Source organism: Myceligenerans crystallogenes (genome assembly GCF_039529775.1).
GTDB classification, from domain to species: domain Bacteria; phylum Actinomycetota; class Actinomycetes; order Actinomycetales; family Cellulomonadaceae; genus Myceligenerans; species Myceligenerans crystallogenes.
The window spans coordinates 401,848-422,998 of sequence record NZ_BAAANL010000001.1 but is presented as its reverse complement, the minus strand read 5'-3'; the positions used below and the strand labels follow the sequence as shown (position 1 = coordinate 422,998).

At 71.6% G+C, this 21,151-nt stretch carries 17 protein-coding genes and 3 tRNA genes; 6 read left to right on the top strand and 14 right to left on the bottom strand.

Translation table 11 applies throughout. From position 1 onward, the window contains the following. Nucleotides 1-34: 34 nt before the first annotated feature. Nucleotides 35-1,159 carry a LacI family DNA-binding transcriptional regulator gene (locus ABD208_RS01675; protein WP_344098929.1) on the bottom strand — a complete coding sequence of 375 codons (1,125 nt, stop codon included), beginning with the start codon at nucleotides 1,157-1,159 and terminating at the stop codon, nucleotides 35-37. 148 nt (nucleotides 1,160-1,307) lie between these two features. Here ABD208_RS01675 and ABD208_RS01670 point away from each other — a divergent pair, with 148 nt between their 5' ends. Continuing rightward, nucleotides 1,308-2,498: an MFS transporter gene (locus ABD208_RS01670; RefSeq protein WP_425561052.1), complete on the top strand. Its 1,191-nt coding sequence runs from the start codon at nucleotides 1,308-1,310 to the stop codon at nucleotides 2,496-2,498. A 22-nt stretch (nucleotides 2,499-2,520) separates the two neighbouring features. On the opposite strand, the gene ABD208_RS01665 is transcribed toward ABD208_RS01670, so the two are convergent. From ABD208_RS01665 to ABD208_RS01635, 7 genes are all read right to left on the bottom strand, one after another. Next, nucleotides 2,521-3,003: a MaoC family dehydratase gene (locus ABD208_RS01665; protein WP_344098927.1), complete on the bottom strand. Its 483-nt coding sequence runs from the start codon at nucleotides 3,001-3,003 to the stop codon at nucleotides 2,521-2,523. A 1-nt stretch (nucleotide 3,004) separates the two neighbouring features. Further along, nucleotides 3,005-3,481, bottom strand: coding sequence for an FAS1-like dehydratase domain-containing protein (locus ABD208_RS01660; protein WP_344098926.1), 477 nt, complete (start codon nucleotides 3,479-3,481; stop codon nucleotides 3,005-3,007). 48 nt (nucleotides 3,482-3,529) lie between these two features. Next, a complete protein-coding gene (gene rpmG, locus ABD208_RS01655) occupies nucleotides 3,530-3,700 on the bottom strand; it encodes a 50S ribosomal protein L33 (protein ID WP_344098925.1) in 171 nt (56 codons plus the stop codon). Between the two features lie 86 nt (nucleotides 3,701-3,786). Continuing rightward, nucleotides 3,787-3,860: transfer RNA gene (locus ABD208_RS01650), tRNA-Met, on the bottom strand. A 62-nt stretch (nucleotides 3,861-3,922) separates the two neighbouring features. Next, a tRNA-Thr gene (locus ABD208_RS01645) sits at nucleotides 3,923-3,995 on the bottom strand. A gap of 219 nt (nucleotides 3,996-4,214) precedes the next feature. Further along, nucleotides 4,215-4,296, bottom strand: a tRNA-Tyr gene (locus ABD208_RS01640). Nucleotides 4,297-4,408: 112 nt separating this feature from the next. Beyond that, nucleotides 4,409-5,248: an HAD family hydrolase gene (locus tag ABD208_RS01635; protein ID WP_344098924.1), complete on the bottom strand. Its 840-nt coding sequence runs from the start codon at nucleotides 5,246-5,248 to the stop codon at nucleotides 4,409-4,411. A 192-nt stretch (nucleotides 5,249-5,440) separates the two neighbouring features. Between ABD208_RS01635 and ABD208_RS01630 the strand changes: the two genes are divergently transcribed. Beyond that, nucleotides 5,441-6,412, top strand: coding sequence for a winged helix-turn-helix domain-containing protein (locus ABD208_RS01630; protein ID WP_344098923.1), 972 nt, complete (start codon nucleotides 5,441-5,443; stop codon nucleotides 6,410-6,412). Nucleotides 6,413-6,478: 66 nt separating this feature from the next. On the opposite strand, the gene ABD208_RS01625 is transcribed toward ABD208_RS01630, so the two are convergent. Together ABD208_RS01625 and ABD208_RS01620 are read right to left on the bottom strand one after the other, a co-directional pair. Next, the gene (locus ABD208_RS01625; protein WP_344098922.1) at nucleotides 6,479-8,104 is read right to left on the bottom strand and encodes a purple acid phosphatase family protein; all 1,626 of its coding nucleotides are present in this window, start codon (nucleotides 8,102-8,104) and stop codon (nucleotides 6,479-6,481) included. A 57-nt stretch (nucleotides 8,105-8,161) separates the two neighbouring features. Beyond that, the gene (locus tag ABD208_RS01620; protein WP_344098921.1) at nucleotides 8,162-9,406 is read right to left on the bottom strand and encodes a HupE/UreJ family protein; all 1,245 of its coding nucleotides are present in this window, start codon (nucleotides 9,404-9,406) and stop codon (nucleotides 8,162-8,164) included. A gap of 70 nt (nucleotides 9,407-9,476) precedes the next feature. On the opposite strand from ABD208_RS01620, the gene ABD208_RS01615 reads away from it, so the two are divergent. The 3 genes from ABD208_RS01615 (at nucleotide 9,477) to ABD208_RS01605 (ending at nucleotide 13,026) form a co-directional block, all read left to right on the top strand. Then, nucleotides 9,477-10,412, top strand: coding sequence for a type 1 periplasmic-binding domain-containing protein (locus tag ABD208_RS01615; RefSeq protein ID WP_344098920.1), 936 nt, complete (start codon nucleotides 9,477-9,479; stop codon nucleotides 10,410-10,412). Nucleotides 10,413-10,556: 144 nt separating this feature from the next. After that, nucleotides 10,557-12,821 carry a carbon starvation CstA family protein gene (locus ABD208_RS01610; protein WP_344098919.1) on the top strand — a complete coding sequence of 755 codons (2,265 nt, stop codon included), beginning with the start codon at nucleotides 10,557-10,559 and terminating at the stop codon, nucleotides 12,819-12,821. A 1-nt stretch (nucleotide 12,822) separates the two neighbouring features. After that, nucleotides 12,823-13,026, top strand: a complete 204-nt coding sequence (locus tag ABD208_RS01605) for a YbdD/YjiX family protein (RefSeq protein ID WP_344098918.1) — start codon at nucleotides 12,823-12,825, stop codon at nucleotides 13,024-13,026. Between the two features lie 149 nt (nucleotides 13,027-13,175). On the opposite strand, the gene ABD208_RS01600 is transcribed toward ABD208_RS01605, so the two are convergent. Further along, the gene (locus ABD208_RS01600; RefSeq protein ID WP_344098917.1) at nucleotides 13,176-13,646 is read right to left on the bottom strand and encodes a hypothetical protein; all 471 of its coding nucleotides are present in this window, start codon (nucleotides 13,644-13,646) and stop codon (nucleotides 13,176-13,178) included. 217 nt (nucleotides 13,647-13,863) lie between these two features. On the opposite strand from ABD208_RS01600, the gene ABD208_RS01595 reads away from it, so the two are divergent. Continuing rightward, nucleotides 13,864-14,358 (top strand): YajQ family cyclic di-GMP-binding protein, encoded by a 495-nt coding sequence (locus ABD208_RS01595; RefSeq protein ID WP_344098916.1) that lies wholly within the window; start codon nucleotides 13,864-13,866, stop codon nucleotides 14,356-14,358. A gap of 88 nt (nucleotides 14,359-14,446) precedes the next feature. Here ABD208_RS01595 and ABD208_RS01590 read toward each other — a convergent pair whose 3' ends face one another. From ABD208_RS01590 to ABD208_RS01580, 3 genes are all read right to left on the bottom strand, one after another. Beyond that, on the bottom strand, nucleotides 14,447-15,571 hold the full coding sequence (locus ABD208_RS01590; protein ID WP_344098915.1) for a lytic polysaccharide monooxygenase: 1,125 nt from the start codon (nucleotides 15,569-15,571) through the stop codon (nucleotides 14,447-14,449). Nucleotides 15,572-15,668: 97 nt separating this feature from the next. Next, complete coding sequence (locus tag ABD208_RS01585) at nucleotides 15,669-17,999, bottom strand: family 49 glycosyl hydrolase (protein WP_344098914.1); 2,331 nt, start codon at nucleotides 17,997-17,999, stop codon at nucleotides 15,669-15,671. A gap of 131 nt (nucleotides 18,000-18,130) precedes the next feature. Then, nucleotides 18,131-21,067, bottom strand: a complete 2,937-nt coding sequence (locus tag ABD208_RS01580; RefSeq protein WP_344098913.1) for a glucodextranase DOMON-like domain-containing protein — start codon at nucleotides 21,065-21,067, stop codon at nucleotides 18,131-18,133. Nucleotides 21,068-21,151: the final 84 nt, after the last annotated feature.

The window sequence follows — 21,151 nt, the reverse complement described above, 5'->3', positions numbered from 1 at the left end:
CACCGGGGTCCCCGGCGCCGCACGAGGATCCGCGTCAGAGTTCCGGCACCGGGCCCGTCGTCGTGCCCTCCTGGAAGATCGTGGGCAGGACGACGTCCTGGGGCGTCTCGCCCGCCAGGACCGACGCCACCGCCGCGCCCAGCGCCCGGCCCTTCTCGACCAGGGGCTGGCTGACGGACGTCAGCACGTCCGGGGAGAGCCACGGCAGGTCCAGGCCGTCGAAGCCGACCACCGAGACGTCCTCCGGGACGCGCAGGCCCAGTTCGCGCGCGGCGATGACGGCGCCCGCGGCAAGCAGGTCGGAGTGCGCCACGATCGCCGTCGGACGCTCGCTGGCCGGGGCCCACTCCCCCAGGATCTCCGTGGCCGCGTCGCGGCCGTGCTCCACGAGCGACGCCGGGGTCTCCCACGACATGACCGGCTCGATGACGTCCCGCACGCCGGCCAGGCGATTCCGCGTGGGCGTCTTGTCGACCTGCTTGAGGCGCTCGGCGTCGACCGGGCCGGAGCGCTCGCCCCGGCCGAACGGCATCGCGATCTCCGCGATCCGGGTGTGGCCCAGATCCACCAGGTGCCGGACGGCCTCGGCCGTGCCGGTGCGGTCGTCGATGGCCACCAGCGGGACGTCGTCGAGCTTCGGGCCCTCGCCGATGACGATCGGCAGGCCGCGGCGCTCGAGCGCCCGGACGGTCGGGTCGTTGGTGTAGGCACCCCAGACCAGGACGGCGACGTCCATCGCGGCGGTCTCCACGAGCGGGTCGACGGCGGCGGTGCTCTCGGGCGCGTCGCCGAGGCCGCCCACCGCCGGCGCCTTGGCGCCCTGCGGCTTGCCGGGGATCAGCAGCACGCCCAGGCCCTGCTCGCCGATCGCCGAGACGAGACCGTGCATCACCTGCACCGCGACCGGATCGCGGAAGGAACGTCCGAGCTGGTCGCCGATGACCACGCCCACGATCCCGGAGCGCCCCTGGCGCAGCTGACGGCCCAGCGGGTTGGGGCCCGAGTAGTCGAGCTCCTTGGCCGCGGCCAGCACGCGGTCGCGGGTCTGCGGCGTGATCGGGCCGGAACCCGAGAAGGCGAGCGACGCGGTGGACACGGAGACTCCGGCCCTCTCGGCGACCTTCGCCAAGGTGGGCTTGCTGCCGGGCTGCCGGCTCATCTACTGCTCCTCATGTGGCGGGTGCCGATTAGTTGGATGACACCATGTCGCGGGAGAATATCCTGTGCCCTCCGTGAACGCAGCGTCCCGCGCCGTCTTTGCCGTTTTTGCCGCCAGTGGATTCGGATTCGCGAGCTGGGCGGCCCGATTGCCCTCGGTTCGCGACCTGCTCGAGATGTCCGAGTACCAGATGGGGTTCCTCCTGCTGACCGCGTCGATCGGCTCGGTCGCCGCGCTTCCGCTGTCGGGTCTCATCGTCCAGCGGATCGGCACGGCGCGCACGGTACTGGGCTTCGCGGTCGTGATGACGACCGGGATCGCCGTGGCGGGCTTCGGCGCCCTGTGGGGGCAGGAGTGGGTGGTGCGGGGCGGGATGATCCTGATGGGCATCGGCGCCGGCGTATGGGACGCCGCGATGAACCTGGAGGGCGCGGCCGTCGAGAAGCAGCTCGGCCGCTCGATCATGCCGACCTACCACGCCGGGTTCTCCTTCGGCACGGTGCTGGGCGCGGGGGCCGGCGCCGGGGCCGCGTTCCTGCACGTCCCGCTCGAGTGGCACCTCGTCGCCGCGGGGGCCGTGGCCCTCGTGACCGTCGTCGTCAGCGTGCGGGCGTTCCTTCCGGAGGTCCAGGTCAGCGGCGCCGGCCAGGCCCCGGCGGGCACGGCCGCGCGGGCCGACGACGCGTACGCCGACCCCGCCCTCCCCGCGGCCGAGCTGACGCGCCCCGCGCCGGCGTCGTCGGGGGACGGCGCGGGACTGCGCGGGATGCTCGGGGCCTGGCGGGAGCCGCGCACGCTGGCGATCGGGCTGGTCGTGCTGGCCGCCGCGCTCACCGAGGGGGTCGCGAACGACTGGGTGAGCCTCGCCGTCGTGGACGGGTTCGACGTGCCGAACGGGACCGGCGCCGTGGGGCTGGCCGTGTTCCTGACGTTCATGACCGTGATGCGGCTGGCCGGGACGAAGGCGATCGACCGGTTCGGGCGGGTGCCGATGCTGCGGGCCACGCTGCTGATGGCGATCGTGGGCGTCGCGATCTTCGCGCTGGTGCCGTGGCTCTGGCTGGCGCTGGTAGGCGTGGCGCTGTGGGGGATGGGAGCGGCGCTCGGGTTCCCGATGGGGATGTCGGCGTCGTCGGACGACCCGGAGCGGGCGCCGATGCGGCTCGCCGCGGCGTCGACGATCGGCTACGGCGCGTTCTTCATCGGCCCGCCGCTGATCGGCTTCCTCGCCGACCACACGGGCTACCGCCTGGCGGTCCTGGTGCTCGCCGTCCCCACGATCCTGGGCCTGGCGGCGGCGAACGCCGTCCGCGAGCCCCGGCCGGAACCCGCGAGGTAGGGCGCAGGGCCTGCGAGACGGGCTACAGGCGGACGACCGCCTGGGCGCGCGTGAGGACCTTCGTGGTGCCGAAGGTCGCCGTGAGGTCGACGCGGACCGTGCCGGCCTCGGCGTCGATCTCGCCGATCTTGCCCGTGACCTCGACGGTCGCGGTGCCGTCGGCGGGGACGGGCACGGGGCGCGAGAAGCGCGTGCCGTAGTCGACGACGGCGGCCGGGTCGCCCGCCCAGTCCGTGACCAGGTTGATGACGCTGCCCATGGTGAGCATGCCGTGCGCGATCACGCCGGGCAGGCCGACGCCCTCGGCGAACGCCTGGTCCCAGTGGATGCGGTTGAAGTCGCCGCTCGCGCCGGCGTAGCGCACCAGGCGCGGCCGGTCGAACTCGATGGTGCGGGTGCCGATCTCGTCGCCGACGGCGAGGCCGGCGAGCCGGGGCCGCTCCGTGGCGCCGGACGACGCCGTCGCGGTGCCGGCGGTCTCGGCGGCCGGGTGTGCGGTGGTCATCTCAGTCCTCACCTCGGACCGCAAGCGTCGAGGTCACCGTCGCGACGTGCTCGCCGATCCCGGGGGCGGCGGCGTCGGAGATGCCCTCACCGGCGGCGTAGATCTCGCAGCGGGTGGTCACCGTCGACATCGGGCCGCGGCTCAGGATGCGATCGACGTGCAGCACCGTGACGAGCTCGTCGCCGGCGACGATCGGGCGGTGGTACACGAAGCGCTCGTCGCCGTGCACCACGCGGGAGAAGTCGATCCGGGCCTCCGGGTCGGCGACGTACTGCTGCTCGGCCCGCTGCGCGACGATGACCGCGAAGGTGGGCGGCGCGATCAGGCCCGGATAGCCCAGACCCCGCGCTGCCACGGGATCGTGGTGCGCGGGGTGGGTGGCGCCGACGGCATCGGCGAACTCGCGGATCTTCTCGGCCCCTACGGAGTAGGGGGCGTTGACCGGGTACTCACGGCCCTCGAAATCGGTGTTCACCACTGGACTGCTCCGTCGGCGTGGGCTGCTGTACTCCGTGGACGTCCGGGCTCAGCGGGTCTCGCGGTGCGAGGTGTGCTTGCCGCAGCGCGGGCAGAACTTCGCCAGCTCCAGGCGGTCCGGGTCGTTCCGGCGGTTCTTCTTGGTGATGTAGTTCCGCTCCTTGCAGTCCACGCAGGCCATCGTGATCTTGGGGCGGACGTCAGCGCTCTTGCTGGCCATGGCTCTCAACCTCTCGCGCCTCGAGGAGGCGCCATGTGTGCGGATCTTCGTGGAACCGCCCGGCGACGAGCGCCGGGCGGAGGCGGTAGCGAGGGCGGGGATCGAACCCGCGACCTCACGATTATGAGTCGTGCGCTCTAACCATCTGAGCTACCCCGCCTCGTGACCGACCGCGGGGCCGCCCGCCCGTCACCGGGTGGACGGCCCCGCGTCGAATCACAGAGCCCCGAAAGGGAATCGAACCCTTGACCTTCTCCTTACCATGGAGACGCTCTGCCGACTGAGCTATCGGGGCAGCGAGGAAGACTCTACATGCCCCACGGCCAGGTGTGAAATCCAAATCCGTGTGACCTACACCGCCCACCCCGCAACCCCGCGACCGAAGCCGCAAGCCACCCACCTCAGGGGGCCTGGGGGACGAAGTCCCCCGGACGGGGCGTGGGGCGAAGCCCCACAAGAAACGACGAAGGCGACGCGGCCCTCCGAAGGAGGGCACACGTCGCCTGTCGACGAGTGGCGGGTGAGGGATTCGAACCCCCGTAGGCTGTGCCAGCTGATTTACAGTCAGCCCCCTTTGGCCGCTCGGGTAACCCGCCGTGGTGCGGGAGCAACACTAACCTGCCGGGAGCGGGATCGGGAAATCGAAATCGCGCCCGGCCCGGTGATCAGCCTCACACGCCCGGACCAGGGCTTCGGGCCGCCGCCGCGTCAGCGGGTCAGGAGCTTCTCGAGGGCCGTGGCGACGCCGTCGTCGTCGTTGGAGCCGACGACGTCGTCGGCCCCCGCGAGGACGTCCGGATGAGCGTTGGCGACCGCGACGCCCCGGCCCGCCCAGCGGAGCATCGGGAGGTCGACCGGCATGTCGCCGAAGGCCCAGACGTCGGCGGCGCCGACGCCGAGCCGGGCGCACCAGCGTTCCAGCGCGGCGGACTTCGTCACCTCCGGCGGGACGAGCTCGACCAGCGAGGTGGCGCCCGAGTTCGCCAGGTTCGCCAGCCCCGCGGCCACCGGGCCGACGGCCTCGTACAGCGCCGGCGCGGCCACGCCGGGCGCCTGCGCGAGCAGCTTGAGCACGGGGTCCCGGCCGAGCGTGTGCTCCACGAGGTACGCACGGTGCTCGGCCGTGAGCCCGGGCTCGTCGAACTGCGGCGACGAGACCCAGGACGGGTCGTAGGCGGGGCCGCTCACCCGTTCGGCCACCAGGGCGGCGCCGGGGAGCGCGGCCCGCAGGCCCGCGACGAGGGCGCCGACGACGTCGTCGGTGAAGCCCCAGGACTCGACCGCGCGGTCCGCGGCGAGGTCCCACACCGCTCCCCCGCCGAAGCAGATGACGTGCCCGTGTCCGCCGACCAGGTCCGCCAGGTGCCGCAGGGCGCGCGCCGGGCGCGCCGTGACGAAGACCACGTGGACGCCGCCGGCCTCCACGGCCGCGAGCGCCTCGCGCGCCCGCCGGGACACGGTGCCGTCGGACCGCAGGAGCGTGCCGTCGAGGTCGGTGGCGATGACGCGCGGCGGGGTCACGAGGTCGCGGGAGGTGGGGGTGATCACGACGCCACCGTACTGCGGCAGGCCGTCGCCCCGGCCGTTCACGTACCCACTGATCTCAGTCGAACCTCAGGAACGGCCCGAATCTCGCGACGGACGTCCCGATTGTGATTGCCAACCGGAGAACGGGCGTTTTCACTGGTCACATGGGCCACGCAAGCAGTCCGGCCCGCGCATCTGCTGGAGGGACCCGCAATGCTGCGATTCATCTTCACCCCCGAGGATCTGGCTCGCGTGCGCCTCGCGCCCGGGCCCGATCCGCTGTGGGAGACGCGCCTCGCCGCCCACCTCGTCCACCGGCTGGACGGGGCGCAGTTCTTCGCCAGGTGGCGCCAGAAGGTCCGGGCGGGCCTGCCGCCCGAGGCGCTCGCCTACCTGGCGCTCGTGCCGCCGGCGGGGGACCCGCCCGACTTCCTGACGCCCGGGCCGCCCGGCACGGACTTCGCGGCCGGCGCCGAGGAGGTCCTGCACACGCCGCCCGGCCGGGTGCGGGCCGAGGTGGCCGCGATGACGGGGGGCCGGCGCGTCCCGGACCGGGTGCTCGACCTGGGCAACGGTTCGGTGCCTGCGATGCACGGCCTGTGGTCGTCGATGAGGGCGTTCCACGAGCACGCCGTCCTGCCCGTCTGGCCGCGCGTGCGGCGCGCGGTCGACGCGGATCGGTCGGCGCGGACGCAGGTCATCGCGGCGGCGGGCGTGCAGGCGATGCTGTCGTCGATCCACCCGTCGGCGAGGTGGTCCGACGGCATCCTGACCGTCGAGTCGCGGGGCGTGGACCGGGCCGTGCACCTCGGCGGGCGGGGGCTGACGGTCGTGCCGTCGTTCTTCGGCTGCCGGCGGCCGGTCACGCGCGCCGACCCGGCGCTGGACCCGGTGCTGGTCGTCCCGGTGGCGCGCGAGCTGCTGCGCCTGGACCCGTCGCCGGACCAGGAGGGCGCCCTCGTGGCCCTGCTCGGGCGGACCCGGGCGGGCGCGCTGCGCGAGCTCGCGCGGTCCCGGACGACGACGGCGCTGGCCCAGCGCATGGACATCTCGCCGGCGTCCGCGTCGGAGCACGCCTCCGTGCTGCGCAAGGCGGGGCTGGTCGCGTCGCAGCGTGAGGGCCGGCACGTGGTTCACGTGCTGACCGACCTGGGCCGGGGGCTCCTGGAGCGGAGTATGCCGTAGACGCCCGGATCCGCGGCGATCTCCCCGCACCGCGCGCTCCGGTGCGGGGAGATCGCCGGGGGCGGGTCAGCGGGTGATCGTGACGGACGACGACGTCGCGTCGGTGGTGGTGTAGCCGGTCAGGGTGCCGGTGACGCGGACGGAGACCTGGTCGCCGCGCTGGTTGCGGGGCAGGGTCCAGGTCCGGCCGGTGGCACCGGAGACCGGGCTGCCGTTCGACAGCCACTGGTAGGTGAACGCCGGGGCCGGGTTCCAGGTGCCGGGGTCCGCGGTGAGGGTGTGGCCCACGCGGGGCGTGCCGCTGACGGTGGGCGTGCCGACGGTCGTGAAGGTCTGCCCGGCGGGCGGCGGCGTCGTCCCCTCACGGGTCAGCACCACCTGGTCGACGACGCTGTTGACGGGGTTGGCGCCGAACGCCTGGCTGCGCAGCGTCTTGACGGAGACCTGCGTGCCGGTGAACTCGACGGCCGTGTAGTTCCGCACGTTCTCCTGGTTCATGACCGAGGCATAGCCGGGCTTCGTGGACTTCAGGGCGTAGTACTTCGAGCCCGAGGCGGAGTTCGCGGTCAGGTAGAGCACGCCACCGGGGCCGGCGGTGACGCTCGAGGCGCCCGCCGGCTCCGACGCGTCGGCCTTGGCGCCGTTGCGCATCAGGTAGCTGCGGGCGTAGGAGTGGTCGTGGCCCTGGACGACGAGGTCGACGCCGAGCTCGGAGAACAGCGACGCCCAGGTGTTGCGGCGGGTGACGATGCTGGTGTCGGTCGAGTGCGGGCCCGCCGAGTAGATCGAGTGGTGGAACGCCACGACGGTCCAGGCCGTCGAGGCGCCCTGCGCGGCCAGCACGTCGCGCAGGAAGCGCTCGTGCGACGTGAGGTCGAGGCTGTTCGAGTTGAGGTTGACGAACAGCACGTCCTTGTAGGTGAACCAGTAGTCGCCGCCGGACGTGGTGCTGGTGCCGGGGCCGGCCGTCGGGTCGAGGTTCGGCACGTTGAAGTGCTGCGAGTAGGCCTTGGAGCCGACGTCGTGGTTGCCGTTGGTCGCCACGAAGGGCACCCGGCGCAGCGCGTCCGGGGTGAGGAAGGCGTTGTACTGCGTCTCGCTCGTGGCGGTCTCGACCTGGTCGCCGCCGGAGAAGATCATCTCTGCGTCCGGGTAGGCGGCCAGGCTGACGTCCAGGGTGCTGCTCCACCCGGCGGCGTCGGACGTGACGTTGCCGGACGAGCCGATCTGCGGGTCGCCGTAGAACAGCAGGTCGAGGTCGCCGGTGAAGGCCTGGGTGCGGAAGGTGTGGATCGCGGACCAGGCGGTCTCCGAGCCGACCCGGTACGCGTAGGACGTGTTCGGCTGGAGGCCGGACAGGGTCGCGAAGCGGTTGTACTCGCCGCTGGTGGTGGGGCCGCCGGTCGCGGGGACCGTGGTGGCGCCGGACGGGAAGACGCCGTTCACGACCTGGGCGGCCGGGGCGAGCTGGGCGACCTGGGTCGTGTCGAGGCTGGTGTACCAGGCGAGCTTGCGCTGGGTCTCGTCGGAGCCGACGCCGAGCACGAGGTCGGTCGGTTCGCCCGCGGCGGCGCGCGCCTCGGTCGTCAGCAGGCTCGTGCCGAGGACGCCGGCGACCAGGCCGGCGCCGACGATGCCGGCGACGATCCGGAGGCCGCGGCCGCGGCCGCGGGTTGTGGACAGGGAATTCATGCGGTTCACCCTTCGTCATTCGTGCGGGTTCTTGCGGTCGGGAGGGGAGGGCGGCGTTCAGGCAGGAAGCGTGCGCTGGACGAACCAGACGAGGGCGACGGCGGTCACCAGGGCCATCGCCACGGCGGTGGTCCACCCGCGGGCCACGGGCGAGCGCCGCGCGAGCAGCGCCAGCAGGGGGAAGACGACGACGATGACGACCACCTGGACGACCTCGATCCCGAGGTTGAAGACCAGCAGCGACCCGAGCAGGGGCCACGAGAACGGCTCGTCGATCCCGAGCGCCCCGGCGAACCCGAGCCCGTGCACGAGGCCGAAGGCGAACACCAGGGCGATCCGCCACCAGCCGGCCCGGGGGGCCCTGGCCCGGGGCTCGGGTTCCGGGGCGGGCACCACGCGGCGTCGTCGTGCGGCGAAGCGCCAGACCTGCCGGCCGGACAGGACCGCGATCGAGGCCGCGATGACGGGCTCGACGAGCGCCGCGGGCGCGCTGACCGCGCCGACCGCCGCGAGCAGGAACGTCACCGAATGGGCGGCGGTGAACGCCGTCGCGGTCAGGACCAGGGTACGCAGGCGCCGTTCGCCCGTGATCAGGGCCAGGAGGAACAGGAGGTGGTCCGGGCCGAGCAGCAGGTGCTCGGCGCCGAGCACGAAGAACTCCCAGGCCTCGGCGAGCGGGCTCCGGCCGGTCGAGAACTCGGCCGTGCCGGCGTCGAGGGCGGCGCTGACCGCGCGCCCGTCGAGCTCGCCCTCGACCAGCGTCGTCGTGCCCTCGGGGACGTAGCCCTCCGCGGCCCCGAACAGCTCGCTGCGGAGGGTGTGCCCGGGTTCGGCGTCGCCCGGCGGCGGGCAGGCGTGGTCGACGACGACGCGGGCGTACGGCACGGACTCGCGGACCGTCATCCGTGGCTCCCCGGCGAGGGACGGCACGCACGGGCCCGCGGGGGTGGTGACCGTGAAGCGCTCCGTGACGTAGCGCAGGACGGCGTCCTCGTGGCGGGTCAGGGCGGCGAGGGCGACGTCGTCCTCGGGCGGGGCTCCGTCGAGCAGCAGGCCGTCCTCGAAGAACCCGGGCGCGTCGGCGTGCTCCGCCGTGGAGACGACCAGGAGGTCGTACTCGAGGTCGAGCCGGGTGCGGACGACGTCGGGGTGCGCGGGGACCTGGCTCGCCTCGGCGTAGACGGTCGACGAGAAGCCGTGCGCGGCCGCCGGGCCGGACGGGAGGAGGCCGGCCAGGGCGAGCACGGCCGGGACGATCAGGGCGACACGGCTGACCCGGGACCACGTCGTCTGGCTGCGCACCCGAGCACTGTCGTCCCGCGGGGTGAACATCAGGACAGCGGCCCGCGGCCGGTCCCTGAACTGTCCGGGAATGGTCCGCGAGAAGCGGGCGGAACGGTCCGCGAGCACCCGCCGACCGGCCACGATGGGGGACGACGGCGTCCTCGCCCGGGAGGTCGCCGACTCCGGGGAGGATGCTGCCGTGACCACGAACCGTCGCCTGAGCCGTCACGTGCCCGGTCGCGCGGCCGGTCGTGCGTTCGGCGGTGCGGTGGCCGCCGGGCGCGCCGCGTACGCCCGCCGGGTCGTGCCGCTGCCCGTGCTCACGACGCCGCTCGCGGGTGCGCTGGCGATGGCGCTCGTCACGACGCTGTCGGCCTGTTCGGTCCCGGCCCCGTCCGGACGCGCCCCCGGCGCGGACGGTGCGGCGAACCCGGCAGGGACGACGCCGCCCGCCGCCTCGCGGGTGCACGCCACCGTGGGCCCGGACTTCGCGGACCCGGCCGACCGGCCCGCGCCGGAGAGCACGATCACGCCCGCGCCGGGTTCCTGGTCCGGCGTCCGCCCGCCGGCGGGCTACCGCGTGGTCCTGCTGACCGGCGAGGACGGTCCGACGGTCCGCGCCGTCCGGGACGCCGTCGCCGCCTGGGCCCGGGCCGAGGACGTCGACGTCGAGCGGATGCGCGTCACGGACCCGGCGGACGAGCTCGACGTCGTCGTCGGCGCCCTGGAGAGCGCGCCCGACGTCGTCGTGGCCGCGGGCGACGACCTGACCGACGCCCTCGCCCTGGCGACGGCCAGCTACCTCGACCAGCAGGTCCTCGTGGTGGGGTCCCAGCTCCCCGAACCGACGGGCAACGTCACCGCGGTGGTGTGGCCGGGCGCCGCCTCCGGCAGGGGCGACGTCCCGGGGGGCGCGGCCGGCGGGTCCGCCTTCACCCCGGAGCGCACGGACGCCGCCGTCCGCGCCGGGACCACCGCGGTCCTGACCGGCTGGACGGGCCTGGTGGTGGAGCTCCCGGGCTGACGGTCGTGGCCGCGACGTGTCGCGGCGGCGGCCACGTGCGGCGCGCCGGATCGGGGACACTCGGCGGGTTGCTTCTTGCCGTGCAGGAATGTGTCCGGTATTAGCTTGGTTCACCGGAGCATCACATTCAGCAAGGAGGCTGCAATGCGCGCACCCGAGCAAGTGGATCTCGTCCGGAACGACCCGGGCCTGCCACCCGTCGCCGTCGTGGACCGGCGGCCGATGACGGCCGCCAAGAAGGTGGTCTTCGCCGTCATCGGCGTCGTCACCGCCGTGGCCTGGGCCCTGATCGCGTTCGTCCGCGGGGAGGACGTGAACGCGGCGTACTTCGTGCTGGCGGCGGTCGGCACGTACGTCGTCGCCTACCGGTTCTACGCCCGGCTGATCGAGTACAAGGTGGTGCGGCCGAAGGACGAGCGGGCCACGCCCGCGGAGCAGTACGAGAACGGGCGGGACTTCGCGCCGATGGACCGGCGGGTGCTGTTCGGGCACCACTTCGCGGCCATCGCGGGGGCCGGGCCGCTGGTGGGTCCCGTGCTCGCCGCCCAGATGGGCTACCTGCCGGGGACGATCTGGATCATCGTCGGCGCGGTCCTGGCCGGGTGCGTGCAGGACTACCTGGTGCTCTGGCTCTCGACGCGCCGCCGCGGGCGGTCGCTCGGGCAGATGATCCGCGACGAGACGGGCACGATCGGCGGCGTCGCCGGGATGATCGGCGTGCTGGTCATCATGATCATCCTGCTGGCCGTGCTGGCGCTCGTGGTCGTCAACGCGCTGGCCGAGTCGCCCTGGGGCGTGTTCTCGATCGGGATGACCGTCCCGATCGCCCTGTTCATGGGCTGCTACCTGCGATTCTGGCGGCCCGGGAAGATCGGCGAGGTGTCGCTGATCGGCGTCGCGCTGCTGATCCTCGCGATCGTCGCGGGCGGCTGGATCGCCGGCACGGAGTGGGGCGCGGCGGCCTTCACGCTCGACAAGGTGACGGTGTCCTGGCTGCTCATCGGGTACGGGTTCCTCGCCTCGGTGCTGCCGGTGTGGCTGCTGCTCGCCCCGCGCGACTACCTGTCCACGTACATGAAGGTCGGCACGATCGCGCTGCTCGCCGTCGGCGTCGTCATCGCGGCGCCCGCCGTGCAGGCGCCGGCCGTCTCGCGGTTCGCGATCGACGGCACCGGCCCCGCGTTCGCCGGGCAGCTGTTCCCGTTCCTGTTCATCACCATCGCGTGCGGCGCCCTGTCGGGCTTCCACGCGCTGGTGTCGTCGGGGACGACGCCGAAGCTGGTCGAGAAGGAGAGCCAGCTGCGGATCATCGGCTACGGCGGCATGATCGTCGAGTCGTTCGTCGCGATCATGGCACTGGTGACGGCGATCTCGATCGACCAGCACCTGTACTTCACGATGAACGCCGCCGCCGGGCTCACCGGCGGCACGCCCGAGACCGCCGCGGAGTACGTCAACGGCCTCGGGCTGGCCGGGACGCCCGTGACCGCCGCCGAGATCCAGGGGGCGGCGGACGCCGTCGGCGAGGAGTCGATCGTGTCGCGCACCGGCGGCGCGCCGACCCTCGCGTTCGGGATGGCGCAGATCCTCGGGTCGTTCCTCGGCGGGTCCGCGATGACCGCGTTCTGGTACCACTTCGCGATCATGTTCGAGGCGCTGTTCATCCTCACGACGCTCGACGCCGGGACGCGCGTGGCGCGGTTCATGCTCACCGACACCGTGGGGAACCTGGGCGGGCCGCTGGCGCGGTTCCGGGACCCGTCGTGGCACGTCGGGTCGTGGATCGCGTCCGTGGTGGTGTGCGGGGCGTGGGGGTCGATCCTGCTCATGGGCGTGACCGACCCGCTCGGCGGGATCAACACGCTGTTCCCGCTGTTCGGGATCGCGAACCAGCTGCTGGCGGCGATGGCGCTGGCGGTCGTCACCGTCGTCGTCGTGAAGAAGGGCCTGCTGAGGTGGGCCTGGATTCCCGCGGTGCCGCTGGTCTGGGACCTCGTGGTGACGATGGCGGCGTCGTACGAGAAGATCTTCTCCCCCGACCCGAAGATCGGGTACTGGGCGAACCACCGGGCCTTCGCCGACGCGCGGGCGGCGGGCGAGACCTCGTTCGGCACCGCCACCGACCCGGCCGCGATGGACGATGTCATCCGCAACACGTTCGTGCAGGGCACGCTGTCGATCGTGTTCGCGGTGCTGGTGCTGGTCGTGGCGGTGGTGGCGCTGGTCGTGTGCGTGCGGTCGATCCGGGCCGGCGGGCTGCCGACGACGGAGGAACCCGACACGCCGTCGGCCCTCTTCGCGCCCTCCGGGCTGATCGCGACGGACGCGGAGCGGGAGGTCGCCGCGCAGTGGAAGGCGTACTACGACGAGAACCCGGAAGCCGCGCGGACCTCGACGGGAGCGCACTGACATGACGGGACCGAGCGAGCGGGTGCGACGGGCCTGGCGGGCGCTGGTCTGGTACGTCCAGGGCGTCACCGGCGAGGGCGACTACGAGCGGTACGTGGCGCACCTGCGCCGGGTGCACCCGGACCGCCCGGTTCCGTCGGCGCGGGAGTTCTGGCGGCACAGGTACGCCGAGCAGGGGGCGCGGCCGAACGCACGGTGCTGCTGAGGTGACGCGGGCGGCGTCGGGCCGTACGGCTGGCGCCGCCCGTCGTCGCGCATGCCGTACCTGGTGCTCTGACGCCGGTGTGCGGCCGGAGCCCGGGCCCCTGGGGGTCCGGACTCCGGCCGAGGTCATCGGGTCAGGTGCTCAACCGCTCAGGGAACGAGCTTGATCGAGTTGTACGGCGTGAGATCGAGGTAGTAGGTCCCCACGTCACGCGGCGTACCGCCGCAGTCGGTCCCGAAGGAACCCTGGCACAGGGTGAACCCGGCCCCGCCGGTCTGGTTGTTGTAGATGTAGTGGTAGCCGTACTCGTCGTAGAGCTGGTGGCTGCCGTACGCGGAGTACCAGTGCTCGACGATCCCGTTGTCCAGGTCGTACTGGCTCGAGTAGATGCACACGTACCCCGACGGGCAGCCGTGGGCGGAAGCCGCGAACGTGTCCGTCTCCGCGAACGTGGTGTCCACGCCGGCGGTCCCGATCTGCGCGTCGGTGGTGACCACCTCCGCGCGGATCATGTCGCGGTTCTCCTGGACGGCCTGCGCGGCCTGAGCGCCGCCGACGGCGAACAGGAGCGCCAGCGCTCCGCCCGCGAGCGCCGCGAACGCACGCTTGGTCGTGTTCATGGTTTCTCCCCTTCTGGCCCGCGACCTGCGGGCACATCACGAAGGTAAGGAACGGACACCTGCCGCAGGCGCCACTTCGAGCTGCACCGAAGCCTTCGGCCACCACCGAACGACGTCCCATGCGCCGTACCTCGTGGTCCGAGCCGTGTGCCGGCTCTCGCGGGCGACTACGGTGGTCCCAGGTTCTGCACACCCTGAGGAAAGAAGGAGCACGGTCGTGGCCGACTCGTCGTTCGACATCGTCAGCAAGGTGGACCGCCAGGAGGTCGACAACGCCCTCAACCAGGCGTCCAAGGAGGTGGAGCAGCGGTACGACTTCCGTGGCGTGGGCGCCGAGATCAAGTGGACCGGGGACAGCATCCTGATGTCCGCCAACTCCGCCGACCGCGTGCTCGCGATCCTGGACGTCTTCGAGTCCAAGCTGATCAAGCGCGGCATCTCGCTCAAGGCGATCGACGCGGGCGAGAAGGAGCCGCAGCCGTCCGGCAAGGAGTACCGCCTGGCCGCCTCCCTCAAGGAGGGCCTGTCCGGCGAGCCCGCGAAGAAGGTCACGAAGATCATCCGCGAGGAGGGCCCGAAGGGCGTCAAGACCCAGATCACGGGCGACGAGGTCCGCGTGACGTCCAAGTCCCGCGACGACCTCCAGGCGGTCCAGGCCCTCCTGAAGGGCTCGGACCTGGACGTGGCCCTGCAGTTCACGAACTACCGGTAGGGCCACGGGTCGACGGCCGTGCTTCGGCCGCAGGCCGCACGGGGCACCACCGTTGCGGTGGTGCCCCGTGCGTTGTCGCGTGGTCAGGTCAGCCGGTGATGCTCCACTTCTGGCTGTCCCAGGTGCCGCAGTCCCACAGGTGCAGGCGCGCCCCGTCGGCGGTGCTGCCGGCCTCCACGTCCAGGCAGCGTCCTGAGGCCGGGTTCTTCAGGGTGCCGTTGCCCTGGTGCACCCACTGCTGGGAGGGGTAGCCCCCGCAGTCCCACAGGTGCGCCGTGGTCCCGTTGGCCGTGCCGGCACCGGCCAGGTCGAGGCACTTGCCGCCCGACCTCAGCGCCGCACCGTCCAGCGTCCAGTTCATCGCCGCGGCCGTAGGACTGCAGGTCCACTGCTGGACCGGCGTGCCGTTCGCCGTGCCGCCGCCCGAACGATCCATGCACTTGCCCGACCTGCCGTTCACGACCAGGCCGTCCGCCACCGGCGTCGCCGTCGGGGTGGGCGTGGGGGTCGGGGTGGGCGTCGGGGTCGGGGTGGTTCCGCCGCCCCCGCCGAACGTCACGTCGCTGCACAGGAAGTACTTCTGGTCCATGTGCGACGCCTTCCAGACGGTGACGACGACGTGACGGCCGCTGTAGCCCGACGTGGTCACGTCGGTGACGTAGTGCGCCCCGTAGCCGTGACGACCCGTCCTCTTGACCAGGTCGAGGTCGTCCCAGCCGATCTCGTCGTACACCGGGTCGAAGCCCTGCCTCGTGACGTAGACCTCGAGCCAGTCCGCGCCGTGCTGCGCCTCGTCGTAGACGTCGACGGTGAAGTCGGCACCGAGGCTCGTGGTCACCCACGGGCCCGGACGGTCGAGCGGCGCGTAGTTGGTCTCACCCTGGCCGCCGGCGCTGCAGATGCGGCCGTTCGGGATGACCTGCCGGTAGTCGTCCCCGGTGTTGTTGGCGTAGACGGCCTTCCAGGCGGTGATGGCGTTCGGGTTCTCGTGGAAGGTCCGGTAGCACATGGGGTCCTGGGCCTCGCTCGGCTCGCTGCTCCCCCAGCGCTGCAGGCAGCCGTAGTTACGGGTCTGCGGCGCGATGACGGTACCGTGCGCGGATGCCTCCGGGGCCTGCTGGGTGACGGCGAGCGCCAGGCCCATCAGGCAGATCATCAGGGCTCCGATGCCCATCGCGATGGCGCGAGAGGCGCCTGCTGACAAGTGGTTCATGAGTTGTGCTCCTCCAGGTGCTGGCTGCCGGTGGTCGCACCGGCAGGTCGTACGTGCGGATGACGAGCAGGTGGATGCACTCGGGCACCCGGTGGGGTCAGCCGGCGAAGGTCCACTTCTGGCTGTCCCAGGTGCCGCAGTCCCACAGGTGCAGGCGCGCCCCGTCGGCGGTGCTGCTGGCTTCGACGTCCAGGCAACGCCCCGACGCGGGGTTCCTGAGGGTCCCGTCGCTCTGGTGCACCCACTCCTGGGACGGGTAGCCCCCGCAGTCCCACAGATGCGCCTTGGTCCCGTTCGCCGTCCCGCCACCGACCAGGTCAAGGCACTTGCCGCCCGACCTCAGCGCCGCTCCGTCCAGCGTCCAGAGCATGGCCGCGGCCGTAGGACTGCAGGTCCACTGCTGGACCGGCGTGCCGTTCGCCGTGCCGCCGCCCGAACGATCCATGCACTTGCCCGACCTGCCGTTGACGACCAGGCCACCGGTCGTCGGGGTGGGCGTCGGTGTCGGGGTGGGCGTCGGGGTAGGCGTCGGAGTGGTGCCGCCGGAGCCCCAGGCGTTCCAGCTGTCCCACGTGTCGGCGTCGAACCCGAGGCGGCCGAGCTGTCCGGCCGACCAGTTGGTACCGGCCTTGTCGATCGTGGTGCCGCCGACCGTGTAGTTCTCGAGCTTGATGCCCCGGGAGTCCCGGGTCTCGTTGCCGATGGTGACCTGCTGCCCGGCGGCGTTGGTGTATCGCTTGAGGTGGCTGACCTGCGAGGCCGGGTCGAGCCCGTTCCAGCCGTCGATCCTGAGGTTCTTGACGTGGATGTTCTCCGTGTTCGACAGGGCGTAGACGCGGATGGCGCAGTTGGTCGTGCCCTCGACGGTGATGTTCTCGAACCGCATGTTGCGCACCGTGGTCCCGGGGTTCGCCGTCTTCGTCGAGCCCATGTCCTCCCAGTGCGAGGAGGAGTTCAGGATGCAGGTGTTGTACTTGACGTCCTTCCAGAACATCCGGTTGTGGATCACGTGGGTGTCGGTGACGCTGACGCCGTCGATGTTGCGCGGCGTCCAGCCCCACTGGATGACGGGTCCGTTCTCGTTCTTCCAGATGACGGTGTCGTCGATGTGCACGTCGGAGTGGTACATCTTCAGGACGTCGTCGTTGGCGTGGAAGAACGTGTTCTTCATCGTGCTGCCGCGGTACAGCTCGATCCCGTCGGTCTGCCAGTACCAGGACCCGACCTGCTTGTAGTTGTTCACGCGCATCGAGAACCTGGACTCGTTGCCGTAGACGACGAACGAGTGATACGGCGGCTCGTTGATCGTCACGCCCTGCAGGTCGAGGTGCTGCTGCGCGTCGGAGGACTGGAACTGCAGCATCTTGACGCAGCTGGAGTGGCAGTTGCTGTTGACGTTGTGCTGGTACCCGTTCGAGGTGTCCGCCTCGTAGACGTACTGCTCGCCGGACAGCACGCCGTATCCGGTGACCTTGTACAGCCCCTGGTTGTCGTGGAAGAACCGGAAGGCGCCCTTCACGTACGCACCGGGCGCGAGGTAGACCCACTTCACGTTGGGTGGCAGGACGGCGTGGTAGTTCGAGCCCATGGAGTAGGTGCCGGGACGGAAGTAGATGATCTCCTGGGACACGTCGTTGAGGTTGGTGACCTGGCCCTGGCTCGGGTAATAGGTGCTGCCCGAGGCCTCGGTGGGCACGAGCCGGTCCTTCTCGGCACCCGTGAGCAGGGGCTCGGCGAACACGAGCATCGAGTTGCGGGGCTCGGTGTGGATGGCGCGGTTCCCGGACGAGTTCGTGGTGAGGTTGCCGCTCGCACCGGCCATGTCGTTATAGGCGGTGAACTGCTGCGGCTCGAACTCCACCGAGAAGCGGTGGCCCGCCGGCGTGTAGGGCACCTTGATGCGCACCGTCGAGCCGTTGACGAGCTGCTTCTCGAAGTTCAGGTGCCGCGGCCGGAGGGTGACCTGGTCCGCGGACGTGATGGTCTGGCCGGTGCGCAGCGTGACGTCGACCCACACGTCGGCCGCGTACTGGAAGCTCGACCAGCTCATGGTGAGGTTGGCACCCGCGGCGAACTCGGCGCCGTCCTCCTCGGTGTACCCGACCTTGCCCTTGCCGCTGCGCGGCAGGGACATGTACGCGAACGAGTCGTACCGCGTGCCGGGGGCGGTGGTCGTGGCGACCTGGACGTCGTAGAACGACGAACGGCGGACCTTGTCGGCGGCGACCGGACCGCTGGTGTCGAACTCGTGGTTGTCGTGCCACCAGGTCCGCAGCTGGGCGGTGTCGGCCGTCGACGTCGTCGTGGCGGCCGGCAGTGCCTGGACCGGCTGCGCCGACGCCGGTGCGACCAGGGCCGTCCCGGTGACCAGGACCGCCGCGGCGAGTACCGCGAGTCGTCGTCGACGTCGCAGGGGTGGAGCGTGCATGATGGTTCCTCTCTCTTGGTGGTCGGGTGGTGTCTCCGTTCAGCTCCCGGAGGGAGCCGTGCCCGCGACTGCGGGCGGCCGGCGGCACGGGCACGGCAATGCCCGTCCCGCCGGTGGCAGGTGGACGCGGTCTACGACCGCGCGGGGTCGAGCGTCACGTAGGGCACGACGACGGGACCCCGGGTCCAGTCCATGACGGCGGACTGGTCGGCCGTGCCGGTGATGACGTCGAAGGCGTTGCTGTCGGAGGTGTCGGTGTCGTGGGACTGCGTCGACTCGGTCCAGTTACCGGCGCCGCCGCCACCGCGATAGGGGCCGACGAACCAGGGGCAGCCGATCCCTTCCCAGCACTCCGTGCCGTAGACCGGACGCACGTTGCCGATCCCCTCGCCGTCCTCGGCGGCGCCGAACATCGAGACCTGGTACCCGGCGGAGCGCAGGCCCGCCTCAGGGATGGCGTCGGCCGGGACCGAGGCGACGATCTTGCCGCTCGGGATGACGGTCAGCCGGACGTTCCCGCTCCTCGCCAGGCCGGCGTCGTAGACACCACCGCCGAGGCGTGAGGCGTCGTTCCGGCCGTCGGCGACGACGGCGTACGTCCACGCGCCGGCCGCGGACGTGTTCGTTCCCGGCAGGAGGGGCGTCGTCGTCGTCGAGCCGCCGTTCCTCAGGTAGATGTTGACCCGCTGGGTGCTCATGCCGTTGCCGCCCCAGGGGTTGCGGATCTCACCGGCGGTGGAGACGACGAACCTGACGGTGTCACCGTCGCGGTACACGTCGAGGCCGGTCAGGTCGAAGCTGCCGGGGTTGAACGCTCCGGCGGAGGGGTAGCGGTAGGTTCCGGGGCCGGCGTCGTCCCCGCTTGGATCGGTGACGGAGCCGACCTTCTTGCCGAACGCGTGCACGGTGAACCGCTGGACGTTCAGCACGCCGCCCGCGCCGCGCGCGGTGACGCGGACGCGGTGGGAGATCTCTCCCAGGCGCGCCTTGGCCGAGAATCGTCCGTCCCTCAGCCTCGCGGCCGTCTCGACGCCGTTGACGGTGACGGTGACCGCCGCCGCGTCCGTGGATCCGGTGACGTCCAGCGTCCTCGATGGTGCGGTCGCACCGTCCGTCAGGCCGTCGACGGTCAGGGTGGGGGCCGGCCCCGTCGGCCGGCCGTCGGCGGTCGCGTTCCAGCCGTCCCAGGTGTCGGCGTCGAAGTTCAGCCGGCCGAGCTCGTCCGCGGCCCAGTTGTCGCCCGCCTTGAGGATCGGGACGCCGCCCACGGTGAAGTCGTGGAGCAGCAGCCCGTTGCCCTCGCCGGCCTCGTCGCCGATCGTCACCTTGGTGCCGGCCGGGTCGGTGTACCGCTTGAAGAGGCTGGCCTGCGCCTCGGGGTCGAGCTCGTTCCAGCCGTCGAGGTGCAGCCCGTCGATCTCCACGTTCTGGGTGTCCGACAGCGCGAAGACCCGCAGGGCGCAGTTCACCGGCCCTTCGACCCGGGTGTCCGCGAACCGCAGGTTCCGGACCGTGGTCGCGGTGTCGGCGCGGTCGGTGGCGCCCATGTCCTGCCAGTGGGAGGACGAGTTGAAGACGCAGGTGTTGTACTTGACGTCCTTCCAGTACATGCGGTTGTGGATGACGTCGGTGTTGGTGACGGTGACGCCGTCGATGTCGCGCGGGGTCCAGCCCCACTGGACCACGGGCCCGTTCTCGTTCTTCCAGATGACCGTGTTCTCGACGGCGACATCGGAGTGGTACATCTTCAGGACGTCGTCGTTGGCGTGGAAGAAGGTGTTCCTCATCCGGCCGCCGTCGTACAGCTCGATGCCGTCGGTCTGCCAGTACCAGGATCCGACCTGCTTGTAGTTCTCCACGTTCATCCGGAAGTTCTCGACGCCGACCTCCGTGTCGCCCTCGTGGGCGTACACGACGAACGAGTGGTACGGGGGCTCGTTGATCGTCACGCCCTGCAGGTCGAGCGTCTGCTGGGTGTTGGAGGACTCGAACTGCAGCATCTTCACGCAGGTCACGTGGCAGTTGTCGGTGACGTTGTGCTGGTACCCGTGCGAGGTGTCCGCCTCGTAGACGTACTGCTCGCCGGAGAGCACCCCGAGACCGGTGACCTTGAGCTCAGGCTGTGTCTCGTGCGGGAACCGGAACGCACCCTTCACGTAGGCCCCGGGCGCCAGGTACACCCACCTGACGTTCTCGGGCAGGACGGCGTGGTGGTCCGCCCCCATGTAGTACGTGCCGGGGCCGAAGTAGACGATCTCCTCGGTGACGTCGTCCAGATCGTCCACCAGACCCGGCTGGGGCCGGTGGAGGGAGCCTGACTGCTCGGTGGGGATGGTCCGCTCGGCCTCGGCCACCGAAGGTGCGGGGTTGGCGAAGACGAGCACGGAGTTCCGCGGCTCCGTGCCGATCGCCCGGTTGCCCTCGGCGCTGGTGGTGAGCCGGCCGCTCGCACCGGTCAGGTCGTTGTAGGCGGTGACCAGCTGCGGGTCGAACTCGACGGAGAACCGGTGGCCGTCCTCGCTGTAGGGCACCTTCACGCGGCTCGTGGTCGAGTCGACGAGCCGGGTCTCCAGGCCGAGGTCGGTGGGGCGGATCGTGACCTGGTCGGCCGAGGCGATCTGCTGCCCTGACTTGAGCGTGATGTCGACCCACACGTCGGCCGAGTACTCGAAGCTCGACCAGCTCATGGTCAGGTCCGCGGAGGAGGAGAACTCGGCGCCGTCCTCCTCGGTGTAGCCGAGCTTGTCGTTCCCGCCGCGCGGGACGCTCATGTACACGAACGAGTCGTACGGCGTGTCCGGGTCCGAAGCCGTGGCGACCGTCGCGTCGTAGAACGTCGACCGGCGGACCTGGTCGCCGGCGATCGGTGCCGTGGTGGCGGCGGCGTTGTCGTGCCACCAGGTGCGCAGCTGGGCGGAGTTCGCGGTGCGGGTCTCGGCCGCTCCCGCCGGGAACGGGCCGGTCGTCGCCACCGAAGGCGTGGCGATCAGGAGGCCGGCGACAAGGGCAAGTGCTCCTGTCGTCGCGGTCGCGGCCGTCGTGGGCCGGCGTGTTCGGGCAGAACGCATGGGGGTGCTCCTCCTTGAGCAGGGTCATCGACGGTGATGAGGTGTGACGGATCGCCGCGCGGCTCCCGGAGCGCGCGGTGGTGC

What these genes read in the sequence shown, in the direction of transcription:
- ABD208_RS01675 (WP_344098929.1), bottom strand. Translation starts at nt 1,159, where the DNA reads ATGAGCCGGCAGCCCGGCAGCAAGCCCACCTTGGCGAAGGTCGCCGAG.
- ABD208_RS01665 (WP_344098927.1), bottom strand. Translation starts at nt 3,003, where the DNA reads ATGACCACCGCACACCCGGCCGCCGAGACCGCCGGCACCGCGACGGCG.
- rpmG (WP_344098925.1), bottom strand. Translation starts at nt 3,700, where the DNA reads ATGGCCAGCAAGAGCGCTGACGTCCGCCCCAAGATCACGATGGCCTGC.
- ABD208_RS01630 (WP_344098923.1), top strand. Translation starts at nt 5,441, where the DNA reads ATGCTGCGATTCATCTTCACCCCCGAGGATCTGGCTCGCGTGCGCCTC.
- ABD208_RS01625 (WP_344098922.1), bottom strand. Translation starts at nt 8,104, where the DNA reads ATGAATTCCCTGTCCACAACCCGCGGCCGCGGCCGCGGCCTCCGGATC.
- ABD208_RS01615 (WP_344098920.1), top strand. Translation starts at nt 9,477, where the DNA reads ATGGTCCGCGAGAAGCGGGCGGAACGGTCCGCGAGCACCCGCCGACCG.
- ABD208_RS01610 (WP_344098919.1), top strand. Translation starts at nt 10,557, where the DNA reads ATGCGCGCACCCGAGCAAGTGGATCTCGTCCGGAACGACCCGGGCCTG.
- ABD208_RS01605 (WP_344098918.1), top strand. Translation starts at nt 12,823, where the DNA reads ATGACGGGACCGAGCGAGCGGGTGCGACGGGCCTGGCGGGCGCTGGTC.
- ABD208_RS01600 (WP_344098917.1), bottom strand. Translation starts at nt 13,646, where the DNA reads ATGAACACGACCAAGCGTGCGTTCGCGGCGCTCGCGGGCGGAGCGCTG.
- ABD208_RS01590 (WP_344098915.1), bottom strand. Translation starts at nt 15,571, where the DNA reads ATGAACCACTTGTCAGCAGGCGCCTCTCGCGCCATCGCGATGGGCATC.
- ABD208_RS01585 (WP_344098914.1), bottom strand. Translation starts at nt 17,999, where the DNA reads ATGCACGCTCCACCCCTGCGACGTCGACGACGACTCGCGGTACTCGCC.
- ABD208_RS01580 (WP_344098913.1), bottom strand. Translation starts at nt 21,067, where the DNA reads ATGCGTTCTGCCCGAACACGCCGGCCCACGACGGCCGCGACCGCGACG.